At 50.0% G+C, this 17,146-nt stretch carries 16 protein-coding genes and 1 riboswitch; all 16 genes read right to left on the minus strand.

What is annotated here, in order from left to right:
* Positions 1 to 51 precede the first annotated feature (51 nt).
* The 16 genes from D5S11_RS05185 to pyrP all read right to left on the minus strand — a co-directional run bounded on the left by D5S11_RS05185 (position 52) and on the right by pyrP (position 17,068).
* Positions 52 to 540 carry a precorrin-2 dehydrogenase/sirohydrochlorin ferrochelatase family protein gene (locus tag D5S11_RS05185; protein ID WP_108724978.1) on the minus strand — a complete coding sequence of 163 codons (489 nt, stop codon included), beginning with the start codon at positions 538 to 540 and terminating at the stop codon, positions 52 to 54.
* Positions 521 to 1,306, minus strand: coding sequence for a sirohydrochlorin chelatase (locus D5S11_RS05190; RefSeq protein WP_108724979.1), 786 nt, complete (start codon positions 1,304 to 1,306; stop codon positions 521 to 523). The genes D5S11_RS05185 and D5S11_RS05190 overlap by 20 nt, the downstream gene beginning before the upstream one ends.
* Positions 1,307 to 2,080 (minus strand): uroporphyrinogen-III C-methyltransferase, encoded by a 774-nt coding sequence (cobA, locus tag D5S11_RS05195; RefSeq protein ID WP_007409740.1) that lies wholly within the window; start codon positions 2,078 to 2,080, stop codon positions 1,307 to 1,309.
* 124 nt (positions 2,081 to 2,204) lie between these two features.
* The gene (cysC, locus tag D5S11_RS05200; protein WP_007611313.1) at positions 2,205 to 2,798 is read right to left on the minus strand and encodes an adenylyl-sulfate kinase; all 594 of its coding nucleotides are present in this window, start codon (positions 2,796 to 2,798) and stop codon (positions 2,205 to 2,207) included.
* Between the two features lie 13 nt (positions 2,799 to 2,811).
* On the minus strand, positions 2,812 to 3,960 hold the full coding sequence (gene sat / locus D5S11_RS05205; RefSeq protein WP_108724980.1) for a sulfate adenylyltransferase: 1,149 nt from the start codon (positions 3,958 to 3,960) through the stop codon (positions 2,812 to 2,814).
* A 48-nt stretch (positions 3,961 to 4,008) separates the two neighbouring features.
* Entirely contained in the window at positions 4,009 to 5,073 is a 1,065-nt protein-coding gene (locus D5S11_RS05210) for a sulfate permease (RefSeq protein ID WP_007409737.1), read from the minus strand.
* 12 nt (positions 5,074 to 5,085) lie between these two features.
* Positions 5,086 to 5,787, minus strand: a complete 702-nt coding sequence (locus tag D5S11_RS05215; RefSeq protein ID WP_003154369.1) for a phosphoadenylyl-sulfate reductase — start codon at positions 5,785 to 5,787, stop codon at positions 5,086 to 5,088.
* Between the two features lie 127 nt (positions 5,788 to 5,914).
* Positions 5,915 to 6,019, minus strand: a riboswitch (SAM riboswitch).
* Between the two features lie 101 nt (positions 6,020 to 6,120).
* Positions 6,121 to 6,753 (minus strand): orotate phosphoribosyltransferase, encoded by a 633-nt coding sequence (gene pyrE / locus D5S11_RS05220; protein WP_007409735.1) that lies wholly within the window; start codon positions 6,751 to 6,753, stop codon positions 6,121 to 6,123.
* Positions 6,750 to 7,469: an orotidine-5'-phosphate decarboxylase gene (gene pyrF / locus D5S11_RS05225; RefSeq protein WP_023356886.1), complete on the minus strand. Its 720-nt coding sequence runs from the start codon at positions 7,467 to 7,469 to the stop codon at positions 6,750 to 6,752. Before pyrF ends, pyrE begins: the two co-directional genes overlap by 4 nt.
* Positions 7,438 to 8,373: a dihydroorotate dehydrogenase gene (locus D5S11_RS05230; RefSeq protein WP_032866071.1), complete on the minus strand. Its 936-nt coding sequence runs from the start codon at positions 8,371 to 8,373 to the stop codon at positions 7,438 to 7,440. Before D5S11_RS05230 ends, pyrF begins: the two co-directional genes overlap by 32 nt.
* The gene (locus tag D5S11_RS05235; protein WP_007409732.1) at positions 8,373 to 9,143 is read right to left on the minus strand and encodes a dihydroorotate dehydrogenase electron transfer subunit; all 771 of its coding nucleotides are present in this window, start codon (positions 9,141 to 9,143) and stop codon (positions 8,373 to 8,375) included. The genes D5S11_RS05230 and D5S11_RS05235 overlap by 1 nt, the downstream gene beginning before the upstream one ends.
* Positions 9,140 to 12,355 (minus strand): carbamoyl-phosphate synthase (glutamine-hydrolyzing) large subunit, encoded by a 3,216-nt coding sequence (gene carB / locus D5S11_RS05240; protein WP_007409731.1) that lies wholly within the window; start codon positions 12,353 to 12,355, stop codon positions 9,140 to 9,142. Before carB ends, D5S11_RS05235 begins: the two co-directional genes overlap by 4 nt.
* Positions 12,340 to 13,434: a carbamoyl phosphate synthase small subunit gene (locus D5S11_RS05245; protein WP_007409730.1), complete on the minus strand. Its 1,095-nt coding sequence runs from the start codon at positions 13,432 to 13,434 to the stop codon at positions 12,340 to 12,342. Before D5S11_RS05245 ends, carB begins: the two co-directional genes overlap by 16 nt.
* Positions 13,431 to 14,717 (minus strand): dihydroorotase, encoded by a 1,287-nt coding sequence (locus tag D5S11_RS05250; protein WP_007409729.1) that lies wholly within the window; start codon positions 14,715 to 14,717, stop codon positions 13,431 to 13,433. The genes D5S11_RS05245 and D5S11_RS05250 overlap by 4 nt, the downstream gene beginning before the upstream one ends.
* Entirely contained in the window at positions 14,701 to 15,615 is a 915-nt protein-coding gene (locus D5S11_RS05255) for an aspartate carbamoyltransferase catalytic subunit (RefSeq protein ID WP_007409728.1), read from the minus strand. The genes D5S11_RS05250 and D5S11_RS05255 overlap by 17 nt, the downstream gene beginning before the upstream one ends.
* Positions 15,616 to 15,757: 142 nt before the next feature.
* Positions 15,758 to 17,068 carry a uracil permease PyrP gene (gene pyrP / locus D5S11_RS05260; RefSeq protein ID WP_007409727.1) on the minus strand — a complete coding sequence of 437 codons (1,311 nt, stop codon included), beginning with the start codon at positions 17,066 to 17,068 and terminating at the stop codon, positions 15,758 to 15,760.
* Between the last annotated feature and the right edge of the window lie 78 nt (positions 17,069 to 17,146).

The raw sequence follows: 17,146 nt of genomic DNA on the forward strand, positions 1-17,146 counted from the left end.
TTATTTGTCTCATCTTATGGGGTCAGTCCCTGATGACAGACAAGGTGTTTTTTATGGTCTTCTTCTTTTCTCAAATAATCGATCCACTTCTTCAGCCAAATCAGCAGTAATGAGATGCTCTATGTCCTCAGCCAGTCTTTTCGTATGTGCCGGGCTTGCGCCGCTTGTTGATACGGATACTTGAATGCGCCCTTTGCGGATGATCTTCGGCATATACACGCTGCCCTGTTCAGCATCGCTTACACAATTGACCAGCTGCGTTTCAGAAGCGCTCGCGGCTATCTCCTGATTCACGTTGCGGTCATTTGTCGCGGCAATGATGAAAAAAGCGGGCGCGAGATCCTTCATTTCAATTTTACGGGAAACCCAGCGGATGCGTCCTTCATCCGCCAGCTGTTTAATTTCGGGCAGGGCATCGGGACTGATTACAGTAATATCCGCGCCTTCCGGAAGCACCGTTTTGAGCCTTCTAAAGGCAACATTGCCTCCGCCCGCGATGATAATTCTTTTTCCGCTTAAATTAATGTGCAGAGGCAGCATACTGTCCCCCCTTAAAATCAAACTGACCGCCGGGGTTTCGAACAGCTTCTGACACACGGTTCAAAAACGCCTGCTTAATATGCGGGTGAAAACCTAAGTATGAAGCGAGATGAACATTTTGATTGACCGTTTGAAGCTTTTGAACTTCCCGTTCAATCTCAGTCATTAAAAGCCCGGTAAACAGAAGATATGGAACGTTAAAAACGGGTGCTCCGTCATCCTCTTCAAGGCCGGCAAACACTTCTTTATAGTGCGGATCACATGCTGTTAAAAAACAAGGGATGACTTCTTTAACAGGTGTAATCGCCTCAAGTTTTCCGGCAATCTCACTGACTGCGTTCTTAACTGCCGGATCTGTGCTTCCTCTTCCGATCAGCACCACTTTCGCCTGCTCAATGGGCACTCCGGTATCTTCAATGCGATGATGCACCGCTTTTACGACTTCATCGTCCACTCCGATCGGAACACCATATGTCACTTTTATATCGGGATGCAGGGCCGCCGCACGGGCGATTTCAGTCGGAATGTCATGTTTTGCGTGGGCAGCGGTCAACAGCAGTAAAGGCACGGCCGCAATATGAGTGGCGCCTTGTCTGACACATGCTTCAAATCCCGCTTCAATAGACGGTTCCTGCAGTTCTAAAAAACAAATTTCCTGAATGGGAGCGTCAGCGTGCGGCATGCACCCTTTTAAAAACGCCGCCGACTCTGTCTGCGCTTTTTTCAGCCTGCTTCCGTGCCCGATGTATAAAATCGCCTGCTTCATTTACAACGCCTCGCTCAAATCCAGATTTTTCTGTTCAGATGCATACCAGTCCAGTTTGCAGTGATAATTGACGACATCGCCGATAACAATTAAGCTCGGGTTTTTGATTTCTTCTTTTATCACTGTGTCTGAAAGCGTGCCGACGGTGCAGACGACTGTTTTTTGCCTGTCCGTCGTTCCCCAATGAATAAAGGCTGCCGGGGTGCCGGCGTCTCTGCCGTTTTCCAGCAGCATTCTTTCAATCTGCCGGATATTTTTAATTCCCATATAAATCACCAGCGTATCAATGCCCGTCGCCAGCGCTTTCCATTTTTCTTCAAAGTCGTCTTCTTGTTTATAATGTCCCGTAACGAATGCGACATTGGAGCTCGCCTCTCTGTGCGTCACGGGAATGCCGGCATAAGCAGCAGCCGCGATTCCTGATGTAATGCCGGGAACGATCTCAAACGGAATGGCGTTTTGTGCGAGAGCCTCCGCTTCTTCGCCTCCGCGGCCGAAAACAAACGGGTCGCCCCCCTTGAGCCTTACAACGGTTTTCCCCTTTTTCGCATACTTCACAAGGAAACGGTTAATCGTATCCTGTTTCATAATGTGAAAATCCGGGAGCTTGCCGCAGTAAATCAGATCCGCTTCTTCTCCGGCATACTGTAAAATCTCTTTGCTTACCAATCTGTCATATAATATAACGTCCGCTTTCTGTATGGCTTTCATTGCCTTCACCGTTAATAAGTCCGGATCTCCCGGACCGGCTCCAACGATAAATACTTTCCCCATAGCATGTCTCCCCGATCCGTTTTGAAATCTTCCCAGAACAGCCGCGAGGCCGCACTTCAGCTATTTTACCATATCCCGCCATTGCGGGGGATATCCGGCTGATTGCGCGGCCTTTTTGGACCTATTATGCTAAGCTGTTTTTCACAAAGTCAACCAGTCTTCCGGTGCATTCTTCGCGTTCACATTTCCCTGAATCAAGTACGAGCTCAGGCGCTTTCGGCTCTTCATACGGTGAGTCGATCCCCGTAAAGAACGGAATTTCACCATTTCTTGCTTTTTTATATAAACCTTTCGGATCGCGCTTTTCACATATATCGAGATCGCATTTCACATAGATTTCATTAAATTCGCCCTCTGCCACAAGCTCTCTCACCTGATCTCTGTCCTCACGGAACGGAGAAATAAAAGCCGTGATGACGATGGTTCCCTGCTGAACGAAAAGCTTCGCCACTTCCCCGATGCGGCGTATATTTTCCTTGCGGTCATCATCGGAAAAACCTAAGTCCTTGTTTAAGCCGTGGCGGATGTTATCACCATCAAGCACGATGACTTGATAGCCTTGTTCAAACAGCTCGCGCGCTGCGGCGTTTGCAATCGTGGATTTTCCTGAACCGCTTAAGCCCGTCAGCCAGAGGATAGAGCTTTTATGCTTGTTTTTCTGCTGGTATTCTTCTTTCGTTATTGAGGCTTCATGCCACACGATATCACGATTTGTCACTCTATTTTCCTCCTTAAGAAACGCCTGCTTCTTCTTTCGTTTTCAGCCCTTTAATCAACACCTCGACAACTTCAGGACGGCTGAATTCCGCCGGCGGCATGACGCCGCTTCGCAGCATTTCTCTGACCTTTGTTCCTGACAGAATGACGTGGTCTTCTCTGTCATGCGGGCATGTTTTGGCCGTTCCCATGTTGCCGCATTTCCGGCAGAAGAAGCTGTGCTCGAATTTCATCGGTGTAATCCCGAGTTCATCCGCTGTAAATTGATCAAACAGCTCTTGGGCTTCATATGTGCCGTAGTAATCACCGACGCCGGCATGATCGCGGCCGACGATAAAATGCGTGCAGCCGTAGTTTTTGCGGACAAGCGCGTGGAAAATGGCTTCTCTCGGCCCCGCATACCGCATAGCCGCCAAAAATACGCCGAGGAACACGCGGTCTTTCGGATAATAATGATCGAGCAGCACCTGGTAGCTTTCCATTCTGACATCCGCCGGAATGTCATCTGATTTTGTTTCACCGACGAGCGGGTTCAAAAACAGGCCGTCAACCGTCTCAAGCGCGGTTTTTTGGATATATTCGTGGGCGCGGTGGACCGGATTTCTCGTTTGGAAACCGACAATGGTTTTCCAGCCCTTTTCTTCGAAGCTTCGTCTTGTATCGGCAGGTTCAAATGTAAACTCGGGAAACTGCTTTGACGCTTTTTTAACTAATGTGATCGGCCCGCCGACATACGTATCGCCGCGTGAAAATAATTTTTTCACGCCCGGATGCGCGGCATCATCGGTTTTATATACGTGAACGGCTTCTTTTTGTTTATCCGGCGTATAAATATCTTCGATGTCGACTACGCCGTATGTTTCTCCGCCGTAAGTCAGTTTCACCGTGTCGCCGACGGCAAGCTCAGCCGCTTTATCTGAATCGACCGGAAGCGTGATCGGCAGGGACCAGACAACCCCGGATGCCAGACGCATATTTTCAACGACTGACACGTAATCTTTTTCTGTGAAAAATCCTTCAATCGGGCTGTACCCCCCGATCCCGATCAGCTCTAAATCAGCGAACGAAATCAAATCAAGCTCAATTTCTTTTTGGACGGATGTAAGATCATACTGCTCATTTACCCGATTAATTAATGTTCCTCCGTGCGGTGCTAAACTCATAATACATGATTCCTCCCAGTTAACAGATAAATAAACTCAGATTAATAGTTAAATGCCTCCGCCTTGTTCATGGACAGAGCGTTTCTCTTTTCGGATGGCTTTCATCAGACTGGCGGCTCCGCCAGCTGCCAAAAGCACGCTGGCCATCATAAAGATGGAATAGTAATCTCCTTTTAACAGCAGGGAGACAAGCAAATACGAAATCGACAGTGACAAAAACGGTGAAACGACCCATACTTTGAGCATCGTTTTCACGACTTCTTTATGAAAAACGTTCGGCCCGTTTTTGGCCATTCCGATACCGATAATTGATGATGATGTGACTTGCGCCAATGGGACCGGCAGACCGAAGACGGAACTGATAATGACAAGCCCCGCGCCGGTTCCTGAAAGCAGTATGCCTTCTCCGGCTGAAAATCTCGTAATCTTTTTCCCGTTGGTTTCAAGCACTTTGCGTCCTAAAAGCAGAGCGCCGAGAGCGACAAAGATGCCTCCGTACAGCGTTCCTTTGGACACGCTGAGCACGCCCGCAGCAACCAAAGGGCCCACCGCATTTGCGACATTGTTCATTCCGGCTGAAAAAGCTTCCCAAAACCCCGCAATCAGCAGCACAATCCCTAAAATCTTCTGTTTCCGACTCGAAATGACTCGAATATTCAGAGAACTGAATACCTTCGAGACGAGAAACGTGAAACAGAACGCGACGAACGGTACGAGCACCCAAAAAATCACGATGACTAAAAGATGCTGTAAAAACAATACTTTGTACGCGACGCCGACACCGACAATCGCCCCGACAGTGACCTCACTCGTCGACAGCGGAATGCCGAGCACATTCGCCGTGAATAATGATAGCGCCGCCGATCCGATAATAATGCAGACAATGGTGAGCGAAATGGTTTGTTCGGGAATGATTCCGCCGCTGATCGTCTTAACGACTTCACCGCCGCCGATAACCGCCCCTGACAGGACTCCGGCCGCGCAGATGATCAGCGCATACGTTTTCTTTTTAACTGCGCCGGACCCGTAAGCGACTCCCATTGAAGCCGCGGCTCCGCTGGCTCCGATATTCATGGCAAAAAACAGGCAGAATAAAATAGCGGCTAATTCCATCGTGCAGCTCCTTTATTCATGCAGTCCGCATTCTGTTTTCGCCATGCCGTTCCATCTGCCGCTCCGCAAATCTTCCGCGGTAAACGCAGGTGAAGTGCACGGTTCACAGCCGATGCTAGGATACCCCTGATCGTGGAGGATATTGTAATCCAGCTCATGCTTGGAAGTATATCTCCAGATGTCTTTCCATGTCCAATGGATCAGCGGGCATACTTTAATCGATTGAAACTTGTCGTCTTTATTCAGGAAATTCGTATTCGCCCGGCTCGGCCCTTGATCCCGGCGAAGGCCGGACAGCCATGCCGGATGCCCTGCGAGCGCTTCTCTTAACGGCAGAATTTTTCTGATGTAGCAGCACTGGTTCGGTTCTCTTTCCCACAGTTTATCTCCGTGAGCCTCGGCCTGTTCTTCAAGAGTAAGGCTTGGCTTTTTCAGGATAATGTTCAGTCCCGGGTAACGCTCTTTCACTTTTTCGATCGTTTCATATGTTTCTTTAAAGTGAAGACCCGTATCAAGAAACACGATTTCCGCGTCTTTCTTTACTTTAGAAATTAAATCGATCAGGACGATGCCCTCAATCCCGAAGCTGCACGCGTAAACAAGCTGGTCTCCGTAGTGGCCGTATGCCCATTTTAAAACGGACAGCGCGCCTTTATAGGAATCGTCTTCCGGAAATGTAATCGCCGGCTCTTCCCATGTGTCATACGTTAGCATTTTTCCTTTCCTCCTCCCGGAGACAATCAATCAGCTGTTGTTTTCTGCCGGTTGTCTTATCCCTCAATCTTTTTTTCATATAAAAAACTTTCAATCCAGCGGAATGAAAGACAGTGACCCGGTATAGCCCTTATCTTCAAAATGCTGTGCATTTTTCTGGATGCGGCACCTTGCATGACACGCAGGTTGCCGGGCGTCATCGGTCCAGTCCCTCAGCCGCTCTTGATAAGCTTTTTAGATTTGTACTAAATTTTAGCACAATTCTAACAGAAGTCAACCCGAGTTTTTTGATAGGAATAATAAAACAGGCCCTGAGGCCTGTTTTTATTGTCATTATTTTTTAAACCAATCTTTTGACTCGGGATTCTGTTTCCATGATTTCAGTTTCTCAATGTCATCTGAATGAATCGTTCCGTTTTCAAGCGCGACTTCAATCAGCGTGTCATAATCCGTTAACGAGTAATAAGGAAGACCCGCTTTTTTAAAGGCTTCTTTTGCTTTCGGCAGTCCGTATGTAAAAATGGAAATGACGCCGAGGACTTCCGCGCCCTCTCTTTGAAGGGCCGCTGCAGCTTCAAGCACGCTGCCTCCGGTAGAAATCAAGTCTTCAATCACGACTGTTTTTTGCCCTTTTTTAATGGCGCCTTCTATTTGATTTCCTTTGCCGTGCGCTTTCGGTTTGCTTCTGACGTAGCACATCGGTGCGCCTGCACGGTCTGCGAGAAGCGCAGCATGCGGAATGCCCGCCGTTGCAGTACCCGCGATCATCTCTGCCTCGGGAAAATGCTCTTTCAGCAGTTTGCCGAGCCCGTCCGCCACATCATTTCTCACTTTTGGATACGACAATGTCAGACGGTTGTCACAATAGATCGGTGATAAAATGCCGCTCGCCCACGTAAACGGCTCATTCGGGCGTAAAAAGACAGCTTCAATGTGTAATAGATGTTTTGCGATAGCCTGTTTCATCGGCGAACGCCCTCCCATTCCAGTTTAATTGCTTCATATGCTTCAACGGGGTTTTCCGCTTTTGTAATTGAGCGGCCCACGACGATGGCTGACGAACCGTTTTCTTTCGCAAATGACGGAGTCGCCGTCCGGACTTGATCGTCAGCTGCGTCACTGGCCGTGCGGATGCCCGGTGTGACTGTCAGAAATGAAGGCCGGACCGCTTCATAAATGGCTTTTGTTTCATGTACCGAACATACCACTCCGTCCAGCCCGCACTCTTCCGCCATTTTGCCGTAATGCACGACCGTTTCTAACAGCGGCTTATGCAGCAGAAGCTCTTCCTTCGCCACCTGCTCTGAAGTGCTGGTCAGCTGAGTCACCGCGATTAAAGACGGGCGTTTTCTGCCTGCCGGCGTGCCTTCTTCAAGCCCCTCAAGGGCCGCGCGCATCATGCGTGCGCCCCCTGCCGCATGCACATTGACGAGATCAACGCCGAGGCCGGCCAGCCGCTTCATCGCTTTATTGACCGTAGTCGGGATATCATGAAGCTTTAAATCTAAAAATATATCACAGTTCCGTTCTTTTAATTGGTGAATGATGGCGGGGCCTTCCTGATAAAAAAGTTCCATCCCGGTTTTGACAAAAAGCCTTTCCTTTTCAAACAAGTCTAAAAACGTTAAAGTCTCTTCCCCTGATGCAAAATCAAGCGCGATGATGGGCAGGTTGTTTTTCATGTTTCCAGCTCCTTCCGATGCATTCACTTACAGATTGAAAGCCGTGTTGGCTCAGTACACGGGGGAGCTGTTCTATGATTTCCGGGCAGACGAACGGATTGACGAAGTTTGCCGTGCCGACGGCAACCGCACTCGCTCCCGCAAGAAGAAATTCTAATGCATCCTCTGCGGTCTGAACGCCTCCCATCCCGATAATCGGGATTTGAACGGCCTGGCTGACTTCGTATACCATCCGGATGGCGACCGGTTTGATCGCCGGGCCTGACAGTCCGCCCGTTTTATTTGCTAAGATCGGCCGTCCCGTCTTGAGATCGAGCCTCATCCCGATGAGTGTATTAATCATCGTCAGACCGTCAGCACCGGCCGCTTCAATCGCTTTGGCAATTTCGGTTATGTTTGCGACATTAGGCGAAAGCTTCACATACACAGGCACTGCGGAAACTTCTTTCACCGCTTTTGTCAGTTCGGCCGCCATGACGGGATCAGTACCAAAAGCAATCCCCCCCGTTTTGACATTCGGACATGAAATGTTAACCTCAAGCGCATGCACATTCGGCGCTTGGCTGATGTGCTCGGCCACTTCTTTATAGTCGTCCACCTGAGAACCGGCGACATTTGCGATAATCGGTGTGTCAAATTGTTCGAGCCAAGGCAGCTCATGGTTGAGCACATGCTCAAGGCCGGGATTTTGCAGTCCGATGGCATTCAGCATTCCCGCGCTTGTCTCCGCCACTCTCGGCGTCGGATTTCCGAAGCGGGCTTCGTTCGTCGTTGCTTTAATCATAATGCCTCCGAGGCATGATAAATCGTAAAATCCGGCATATTCTTTCCCGAAACCGAAACATCCGGAAGCGGGGATGATCGGGTTTTTCAATTGGAGACCCGGCAGATTCACCTCTAACATTACAGCGCCACCTCCTCAGCTTTAAATACCGGCCCGTCAAGGCAGACCTTTACATAGGATGTATCGCTTTCACCCGTACGGCACACGCAGGCGAAGCAGGCTCCGATGCCGCAGCCCATCCGCTCTTCCATCGAAAGATAAACCTCTTTATGGCCGTACTGCTGCTTCAGAGCTTTCAGCATCGGTGTCGGTCCGCAGCTTAGCAGGACATCGAATTCGAGCTGCTTTTCACGGATGACATCGGTGACAAACCCTTTCTCTCCATATGTACCGTCAGCCGTTGCCACATAGGTGTCTCCGTACGCACGACATTCCTGTTCGTAAAAAACATCCTTTGCTGATTGAAATCCAAGCACATGAATGACGTTTACGCCTTTTTCCGTCAGGCGCTTTGACAGTTCCTGCAAAGGCGGAACCCCGACTCCGCCTCCGACTAACAGCGCGGTTTTGCCGGGTTCAATCCGCCGGACGGGGAATCCGTTGCCGAGAGGGCCGAGAACGTCTATCCTGCCGCCCTCTTTTTTCTCGGACAAAAGACGCGTTCCCTCACCGTCAGCTCTGTAGATAACGGATACTTCATTCGCGGCGAAATCGACGTCCGCAATGCTGAGCGGTCTTCTTAATAGCGGCGTGACCGCGTCACTCACCTTCAGATGTAGAAATTGACCCGGCTCGGTAAGGTGCCGGACAAGCTCTCCTTTCAGCACCATCTTATAAATCCGGTCGGCAATTTCTAAGTTGGATTGAACAGTCAAATGCGCTTTTTTCATATCGTGGCTGCCGCCTTTTGATTGGTTTCGGATGCAGGCATATGATCCGCCCGGAATGTCATGCTTTCCAATACCCGCAAAATGGCTTCAGCCGTATCTAAAGATGTCAGGCAGGCGACTCCATTCTCAACGGATTCGCGGCGGATTCTGAAGCCGTCTCTGGCCGGCTGTTTGCCCTTTGTCAGCGTATTGATGACAAATTGCGCTTCGCCGTTTCTGATCACATCGAGCAGATTTTTCCCTTCTTCGCCGATTTTTCCGACGACTTGAGCCGGAATCTGAGCGTCTTTCAAATAAGCCGCCGTTCCTTCCGTCGCCAAGATTTTATAGCCGATGGCGTGGAACCGCTTCGCGATCAGCAGTCCTTCTTCTTTATCTTTATCGGCAACAGTCAACAGCACTGAGCCGTAGTTCGGGATTTGAATGCCAGAAGCAATCAGCGCTTTATAGAGCGCTTTTTCCAGGGTTGAATCTTTGCCCATGACCTCTCCCGTCGACTTCATTTCAGGGCCTAACGTAATATCTACTCTTCTCAGCTTCGCGAATGAGAAGACAGGCGCTTTCACGAATACCCCCTGCTGTTCAGGCTGCAGCCCCTCTTGATAGCCGAAATCAGCAAGCTTTTGGCCGAGAATGACCTTTGTCGCCAGATTCGCCATCGGAATCTTTGTGATTTTGCTTAAGAACGGCACGGTTCTGCTTGACCGCGGATTTACCTCAAGCACATACACTTCACCTTGCGACAGTACGAACTGGATGTTCAGCAACCCGATGATGTTAAGGCCTTTTGCCAAGGCTACAGTGTATTGTTCGATTTTTTTCTTAATGTCTTCGCTTAAAGACTGAGGCGGATAGACGGCGATTGAATCCCCTGAATGGACGCCGGCCCGCTCGATATGCTCCATAATTCCCGGAATAACGACTGTTTCGCCGTCAGATACGGCATCGACTTCGATTTCTTTCCCCGTCAGATAACGGTCGATTAACACCGGATGCTGCGGGTTGATTTTGACCGCATTTTTCATATAGTGAAGCAGCTCTTCTTCGTGATAGACGATTTCCATCGCCCGGCCGCCAAGCACATACGAAGGGCGGACAAGTACCGGATAGCCGATGGATGCGGCAATTTTGACCGCTTCGTTCACCGACACGGCGGTTTTTCCGAGCGGCTGCGGCACATTCAGCGCCTCAAGCGCCTGCTCAAACTTATCCCGGTCTTCCGCACGGTCTAAATCTTCAAGTGATGTGCCGAGGATTTTGACGCCGCGGGCGCTCAATTCTTCCGCAAGATTGATCGCCGTCTGGCCGCCGAATTGGACGACAACGCCTTCCGGCTGTTCCAAATCGATGATGTGCATGACATCTTCTACCGTCAGCGGTTCAAAATACAGTTTGTCTGATATGCTGAAATCAGTGGACACCGTCTCAGGGTTGTTGTTGATAATAATCGCTTCATAGCCTGCCTGCTTGATCGCCCAGACAGAATGAACGGTCGCATAGTCAAATTCGACGCCCTGTCCGATACGGATCGGGCCGGAACCGAGGACGACGACGCTTTTTCTTGATGTAACCTCAGACTCATTTTCTTCCTCATATGTGCTGTAAAAGTACGGGGTTTCTGATTCGAATTCCGCCGCACATGTATCCACCATTTTATATACAGGCTTGATGTCTGCTTCTTTTCGCATTTGATACAGCTCTTGTTCCGGCATATTCCATTCCCGGCTGATATATTTGTCGGAGAAACCGAGTTCCTTCGCTGTCTGAAGGACGGCGAGGCTGCCTTTTTCCGCTTTCAGCTCTGTTTCAAAAGCGACCAGCTTACAGAGCTTGTGCAAAAAGAATACGTCAATTGCGGAAAATTCATGAAGCTGCTCCACTGTATAGCCTCTTCTGAACGCTTCAGCAAGATAAAACAAGCGTTCATCCCCGGCCTTTCTGATCCGTTTTTCCAAAAGCCCGTCAGAAATCTCTTCCGCATCCTTCAGTTCCAGGTGATAGACATCGGCTTCCAATGAGCGGACCGCCTTTAACAGCGATTCTTCAAGGGTGCGTCCGATGGCCATGACCTCTCCGGTGGCTTTCATTTGCGTCCCGAGCCTGCGGTTTGCCGACTCAAATTTGTCGAACGGCCAGCGCGGGATTTTAGAAACGACATAGTCAAGCGCGGGCTCAAAAGCCGCATATGTTTTTCCCGTTACGGGATTCATCATTTCATCAAGAGAAAGCCCGACTGCGATTTTCGCCGCAAGCTTTGCGATCGGGTAACCCGTCGCTTTTGAGGCGAGGGCAGATGAGCGGCTCACCCGCGGATTCACTTCGATAATGTAATATTGGAAGCTGTCGGGATCGAGCGCGAGCTGAACATTACAGCCGCCTTCAATGCCGAGCGCGCGGATCAGCTTTAATGAAACATTGCGCAAAAGCTGGTATTCCCGGTCGCTCAAAGTCTGGCTCGGGGCAACGACGATGCTGTCGCCCGTATGGATGCCGACCGGATCGATATTTTCCATGTTGCAGACGACGATCGCGTGATCTCTGCTGTCTCTCATGACTTCATATTCGATCTCTTTGTAACCGGCAATACTTTTTTCCAGAAGGCACTGATGGACGGGGCTGAGTTTTAATCCGTTTTCGACGATCTCTTTCAGTTCTGCTTCATTCGAGCAGATGCCGCCGCCCGTTCCGCCTAATGTGTAAGCGGGGCGCACAATAACCGGAAACCCGATCCGGCCGACAAATTCCTCGGCTTCCTGTAAAGTGCGGATGATCTCACTTTCCGGCACCGGTTCATTCAGCTCATTCATCAGCGTACGGAATAAGTCGCGGTCTTCCGCCTGCTGGATGGCGGACAGCTTTGTGCCGAGCACTTCCACCCCGCATTCCTCAAGAACCCCGAGTTCAGACAGCTCAACGGCAAGATTCAGTCCGGTCTGGCCTCCCAGAGTCGGCAGGATGGCGTCCGGCCGTTCTTTTCTGATAATACGAGTGAGAAACTCCGGCGTCAGCGGTTCTATGTATACCCGATCAGCCATTTCCGTATCCGTCATAATCGTTGCCGGATTCGAGTTGACGAGAATGACTTCATAGCCTTCTTCCTTTAAAGCGAGACACGCCTGTGTGCCCGCATAATCAAATTCCGCCGCCTGTCCGATAATAATCGGGCCTGATCCGATCACTAAAATCTTTTTAATATCTACGCGTTTTGGCATACCGCTTCCCCTTCTTTCTCAGTTGTTTCGATCAAGTCAATGAATCTGTCAAATAAATGATTGGCGTCTTCCGGCCCCGGTGAAGCTTCAGGGTGGTACTGAACCGTAAATGCCGGCAATGTTTTATGTTTGAGTCCTTCGATCGTTTGATCATTGATCGCAATGTGCGTCACTTCAAGCTCTGTCTCATCTATTGAAGAAACTGTATATCCGTGGTTTTGGGCGGTTAAAGCGACTTTCCCTGTCGCAAGCTCTTTAACCGGATGATTGGAACCCCTGTGTCCGAATTTCATTTTTTCCGTTTCCGCTCCGGATGCCAGTGCAAATAATTGGTGGCCGAGGCAGATTCCGAATAACGGCACCTTCCCGAGTATGCCTTTTATCATTTCAATGGCTTCCGGCACATCTTTCGGATCTCCGGGTCCGTTAGAAAGCATGATGCCGTCCGGCTTGAGCTGAAGCACTTCTTCCGCCGTTACATTGTACGGCACAACGATGACATCGCATTTTCTTTTGTTTAACTCTCTTAAAATGCCGTGCTTCATACCGAAATCGACGAGTACGATGCGTTTGCCGCGGCCCGGACTCGGATATGCCGTTTTCGCAGATACTTGAGCGACTTGATTTCTCGGCAGTTCCGTTTCTTTCAGCCTTGCAAGAACCTCTCCGACATTCTCCTCACTTGAAGCAAACGTTCCTTTTAATGCGCCGGCCGTGCGGATCATTCTTGTGAGCTTTCTCGTGTCAATCCCTTGTAAGCCGGGGATATTTTTCATTTTCAAATACTCGTCAAGCGTGTAAGCCGAACGCCAGTTGGAAGGCAGCTCGCACAGTTCTTTTACGATCAGCCCTTTTACAAAAGGAGTGATGGATTCAAAGTCATCTCTGTTAATTCCGTAGTTGCCGATCAGAGGATACGTCAGCGTCACAATCTGCCCGCAGTAAGAAGGGTCTGATAAAATTTCCTGATAACCGGTCATTCCCGTGTTGAATACGACTTCACCCGCGGTATGCTCCAGGCTCCCGAATGCTTCACCCTCAAATACCGCTCCATTTTCCAGCACTAGTCTTCTTTTCATTTGACGAGTCTCCCTTCTTCGTATGCAAGCTTACCGGCAGCCATCGTTGCAACAGGCCAACCGAAGCACTTCATCTTGTTGAATGGCGTATTTTTTCCTTTAGATAAAAATGTATCTTTGTCAATGGCTGCTTCTTTTTCCAGATCAATCAGGGTGATGTCAGCCGGCGCCCCCGGTGCAAGCGTTCCGTACGGAAGATCAAATGCCTCGCAAGGTTTTACCGTCATGAAATCAACCAGCTGCTTCAGCGTCCACGCCCCGTTTTTCACAAAATGTGTGTACAGAAGCGGAAAGGCTGTTTCTAAACCGACGATCCCGAAAGGCGCAAGCTTCATATCCGTGTTTTTCTCTTCTTCAGTATGCGGCGCATGGTCAGTGGCGATGAAATCAATCGTACCGTCTAAAAGCCCTTCAATCAGCGCCTCTCTGTCCTCTTTGCTGCGAAGCGGCGGATTCATTTTAAAATTGGTATCAAGTCCCGGGATATCTTCGTCACAAAGCAGCAGGTGGTGCGGCGACACTTCCGCCGTCACGCAAATTCCCGCTTTTTTTGCGTCTCTTACGGCTCTGACCGATTCTTTCGTGCTGATATGACACACGTGGTAATGGCAGCCCGCCGCTTCCGCCAGCAGGACGTCACGGGCGATATGTACCGCTTCACAAATGGAAGGTATGCCGTTCAGGCCGTTCGCTTTTGAAAAAGAACCTTCATGCACGCTCCCTCCGTAAATAAGTGAGTTATCCTCACAATGAGCGACAATCGCTTTATTCATTGAAGCCGCCCGTTTCATGGCTTCATACATCATTCCGGCCGTCTGAACGCCGACGCCGTCATCGGTGAAGGCGAATGCTCCGGCTTCATGAAGCGCCTTAAAATCTGTCATTTCTTCGCCGGTTTGCCTGATCGTAATGGATGCGTAAGGAAGAACCCTGACAGATGAGGTTTCTTTGATCCGGTTTTGCAGCCATTCCATCTGCTCTTTCGTATCCGGCACCGGTCTTGTATTCGGCATGGCTGCGACTGTGGTAAAGCCGCCTCGCGCCGCGGCTTTAGAGCCCGTCTCAATGGTTTCTTTTTTCTCGCCGCCCGGTTCTCTGAAGTGAACATGAAGGTCTACGAGTCCCGGTGAAACGAACAGTCCGTCAGCGTCGATCACCGTTTCTCCGTCTTTCGCTGTCAGAAGCCCGGTTTCCGAAATGAATTCACCCGTTACCCGGATATCCTGTGCCACTTTTTCTCCCTGTTCATTTAACATCCAGCCGTTCCTAATGAGATAAGACATAAGCCGCTTCTCCCCTTTTCACATTGGTTTGCAGTGCTCTTTTTAAGACTGCCATTCTGATATACACGCCATTTTCCATTTGTTTAAAGATTCTTGATTTTCCGCATTCCACTAATGTTGTGTCAATTTCGACTCCTCTGTTCACCGGTGCGGGATGCATGATGATGGCATGCCGCTTCATGCTCTCCGCCCGCTTTGCGGTCAGCCCGTATGCTTCCAGGTAGCCTTTTTGGTCGGCTTCTGTCTGATGCCTTTCATTTTGGATGCGGAGCAGCATGACGACATCTGAAGCTTGTATGGCTTCATCCGTCTGTACACAGGTGCCGAAGGCGTTTTTCTCATCCTGCCATTGCGGCGGACCAGAAAACAGCACGCGTGCGCCGAGCCTTGTCAGCACCTCGGCATTTGACCTTGCCACCCTGCTGTGTTTGATATCGCCATGAATGGAAACCGTCAGGCCCTGAAAGGTCTCAAATTCCTCTTGAATCGTCATTAAATCGAGCAATGACTGAGTCGGGTGCTGGCCGCAGCCGTCGCCGGCGTTTAAGATCGGAATATTGACTCTGCCGGTCAGATCTTTGTAATATTCATCCGTGCTGTGCCTGATGACGCAGGCGTCCGCTCCGATTGATTCCAGAGTTTTGACCGTGTCGTATAAGGACTCGCCTTTTTGAACGCTTGTGCTCGTATCGTCTAAGCTGAGCACGTTCATCCCGAGTTTCTTTTCCGCCACTTCAAAGCTGAACCGCGTTCTCGTGCTCGGTTCAAAAAACAGATTCGCAACAAATTTTCCCGCGAGATCGGGGCGGACTGTTCCCTCTTTTATCGCTTTTGCCTCACGCAGCAGTTCTGTAATTTCAGCTGCGCTCAGTTCAGACATCGCCGTTAAATGATTCATGTTTTTCTCCTCCGTTTCCGCTTGAAGGCCGTAAAAAAACACCCCGGTCTATAGACTCGGGGTGCGGTTAAAGAGAGAAGCAGCGTACAGCTTCTTCCCGTTATAACCCTTCCAAGCCTCTCTGGACTTTCTTTAAAAGGTTTTACATATGATTTTGTTTTTCTGATGCAATCGCGTCTTCTTCATTTGCATGCGGCAGGATGAGGTTCAGGATGACTCCGACGATTGCCGCAAGCGCCATGCCGGATATTTGGAACCCGCCTTTTGATACTTGAATAAAAGCCCCTCCGACGCCGATCACGAGGATGACGGATGTGATAATCAAATTTCTCTTGTTTTCATAATCAATGTTGTTGTCAATCAGCATTCTTAAACCGCTGGAGGCGATAATTCCGAAGAGCAGGAAGGAAACGCCTCCCATAACCGCGGACGGAACAGAGCTGATCAGCGCTGATACTTTTCCGATAAACCCGAAGCACAGCGCAATCACACCCGCGCCGCCGATGACAAAGACGCTGAAAACTCTCGTAATTGCCAGGACTCCGATGTTCTCGCCGTATGTCGTCGTCGGCGGGCCGCCGATTAACGAAGCGATGATCGTCGCAACACTGTCCCCCATTATGGAGCGGTGCAGTCCCGGCTTTTTAATGAAATCCTGTCCGACGACTTTACTCAGCACCATTTGGTGGCCGATATGTTCTGACATCGTCACGAAAGCGACCGGCACCATCGCAGCCGCAATGCCCAATGTCACTGACGGCGTATAGTCTTTGAAAGGGATGATAAATTCAGGAACGGCGAACCACTTTGCATCAATGACCGGCTGAAAATTGACGATGCCCTGTGTCAGCGCAAACAGATAGCCGCCTATAATGCCGATCAATACCGGAATCAGGCTTAAAAATCCCCGTAAAAAGATGGCGCAGATAATGGTGATGGCCAAAGTGACGCCGGCTACACTGAAATGTTTCAGGCTGTAGACGAGTTCCTTCGCATTCGGATCGGCATACATTGCCATATTGACGGCTGTGCTTGCCAGTCCGAGGCCGATGACGATGATGACCGGCCCGACGACCACCGGGGGCAGCAGCTTCATCAGCCACCCCGTTCCAAGCTGCCTGATGAGCAATGCGATCAGGCCGTACACAATTCCCGCCAGGAAAGCGCCGACCATGGCAGCCCCCGGCCCTCCCGTCGCCTTCACCAAGATAATCGGTGATATAAAGGCGAATGATGAGCCGAGATAAGCGGGAATCTGGCCTTTTGTCACCAAGAGATAGGCGAGTGTCCCGATTCCACTCGTGACAAGCGCCACTGCCGGGCTCATTCCGACCAGTTTCGGCACGAGTATGGTTGAACCGAACATGGCGAATAAATGCTGCAGGCTGAATGACAGCCAAGACAATGGATTGGGGACGTCCCTGACTCCCAGGTTTACTTTTTTCTTACTCATGGCGTTTTCCTCCCGGTTGACTTTCAAATGGTATAAAAAAACCTCTTTGCTTTTTGCGCAAAGAGGCATACAAAACCC

This window comes from Bacillus sp. L75 (assembly GCF_003676355.1).
GTDB lineage: Bacteria > Bacillota > Bacilli > Bacillales > Bacillaceae > Bacillus > Bacillus velezensis.

What these genes read in the sequence shown, in the direction of transcription:
- D5S11_RS05185 (WP_108724978.1), bottom strand. Translation starts at nt 540, where the DNA reads ATGCTGCCTCTGCACATTAATTTAAGCGGAAAAAGAATTATCATCGCG.
- D5S11_RS05190 (WP_108724979.1), bottom strand. Translation starts at nt 1,306, where the DNA reads ATGAAGCAGGCGATTTTATACATCGGGCACGGAAGCAGGCTGAAAAAA.
- cobA (WP_007409740.1), bottom strand. Translation starts at nt 2,080, where the DNA reads ATGGGGAAAGTATTTATCGTTGGAGCCGGTCCGGGAGATCCGGACTTA.
- sat (WP_108724980.1), bottom strand. Translation starts at nt 3,960, where the DNA reads ATGAGTTTAGCACCGCACGGAGGAACATTAATTAATCGGGTAAATGAG.
- D5S11_RS05210 (WP_007409737.1), bottom strand. Translation starts at nt 5,073, where the DNA reads ATGGAATTAGCCGCTATTTTATTCTGCCTGTTTTTTGCCATGAATATC.
- D5S11_RS05215 (WP_003154369.1), bottom strand. Translation starts at nt 5,787, where the DNA reads ATGCTAACGTATGACACATGGGAAGAGCCGGCGATTACATTTCCGGAA.
- pyrE (WP_007409735.1), bottom strand. Translation starts at nt 6,753, where the DNA reads ATGAAACAGGCTATCGCAAAACATCTATTACACATTGAAGCTGTCTTT.
- pyrF (WP_023356886.1), bottom strand. Translation starts at nt 7,469, where the DNA reads ATGAAAAACAACCTGCCCATCATCGCGCTTGATTTTGCATCAGGGGAA.
- D5S11_RS05230 (WP_032866071.1), bottom strand. Translation starts at nt 8,373, where the DNA reads ATGTTAGAGGTGAATCTGCCGGGTCTCCAATTGAAAAACCCGATCATC.
- D5S11_RS05235 (WP_007409732.1), bottom strand. Translation starts at nt 9,143, where the DNA reads ATGAAAAAAGCGCATTTGACTGTTCAATCCAACTTAGAAATTGCCGAC.
- carB (WP_007409731.1), bottom strand. Translation starts at nt 12,355, where the DNA reads ATGCCAAAACGCGTAGATATTAAAAAGATTTTAGTGATCGGATCAGGC.
- D5S11_RS05245 (WP_007409730.1), bottom strand. Translation starts at nt 13,434, where the DNA reads ATGAAAAGAAGACTAGTGCTGGAAAATGGAGCGGTATTTGAGGGTGAA.
- D5S11_RS05250 (WP_007409729.1), bottom strand. Translation starts at nt 14,717, where the DNA reads ATGTCTTATCTCATTAGGAACGGCTGGATGTTAAATGAACAGGGAGAA.
- D5S11_RS05255 (WP_007409728.1), bottom strand. Translation starts at nt 15,615, where the DNA reads ATGAATCATTTAACGGCGATGTCTGAACTGAGCGCAGCTGAAATTACA.
- pyrP (WP_007409727.1), bottom strand. Translation starts at nt 17,068, where the DNA reads ATGAGTAAGAAAAAAGTAAACCTGGGAGTCAGGGACGTCCCCAATCCA.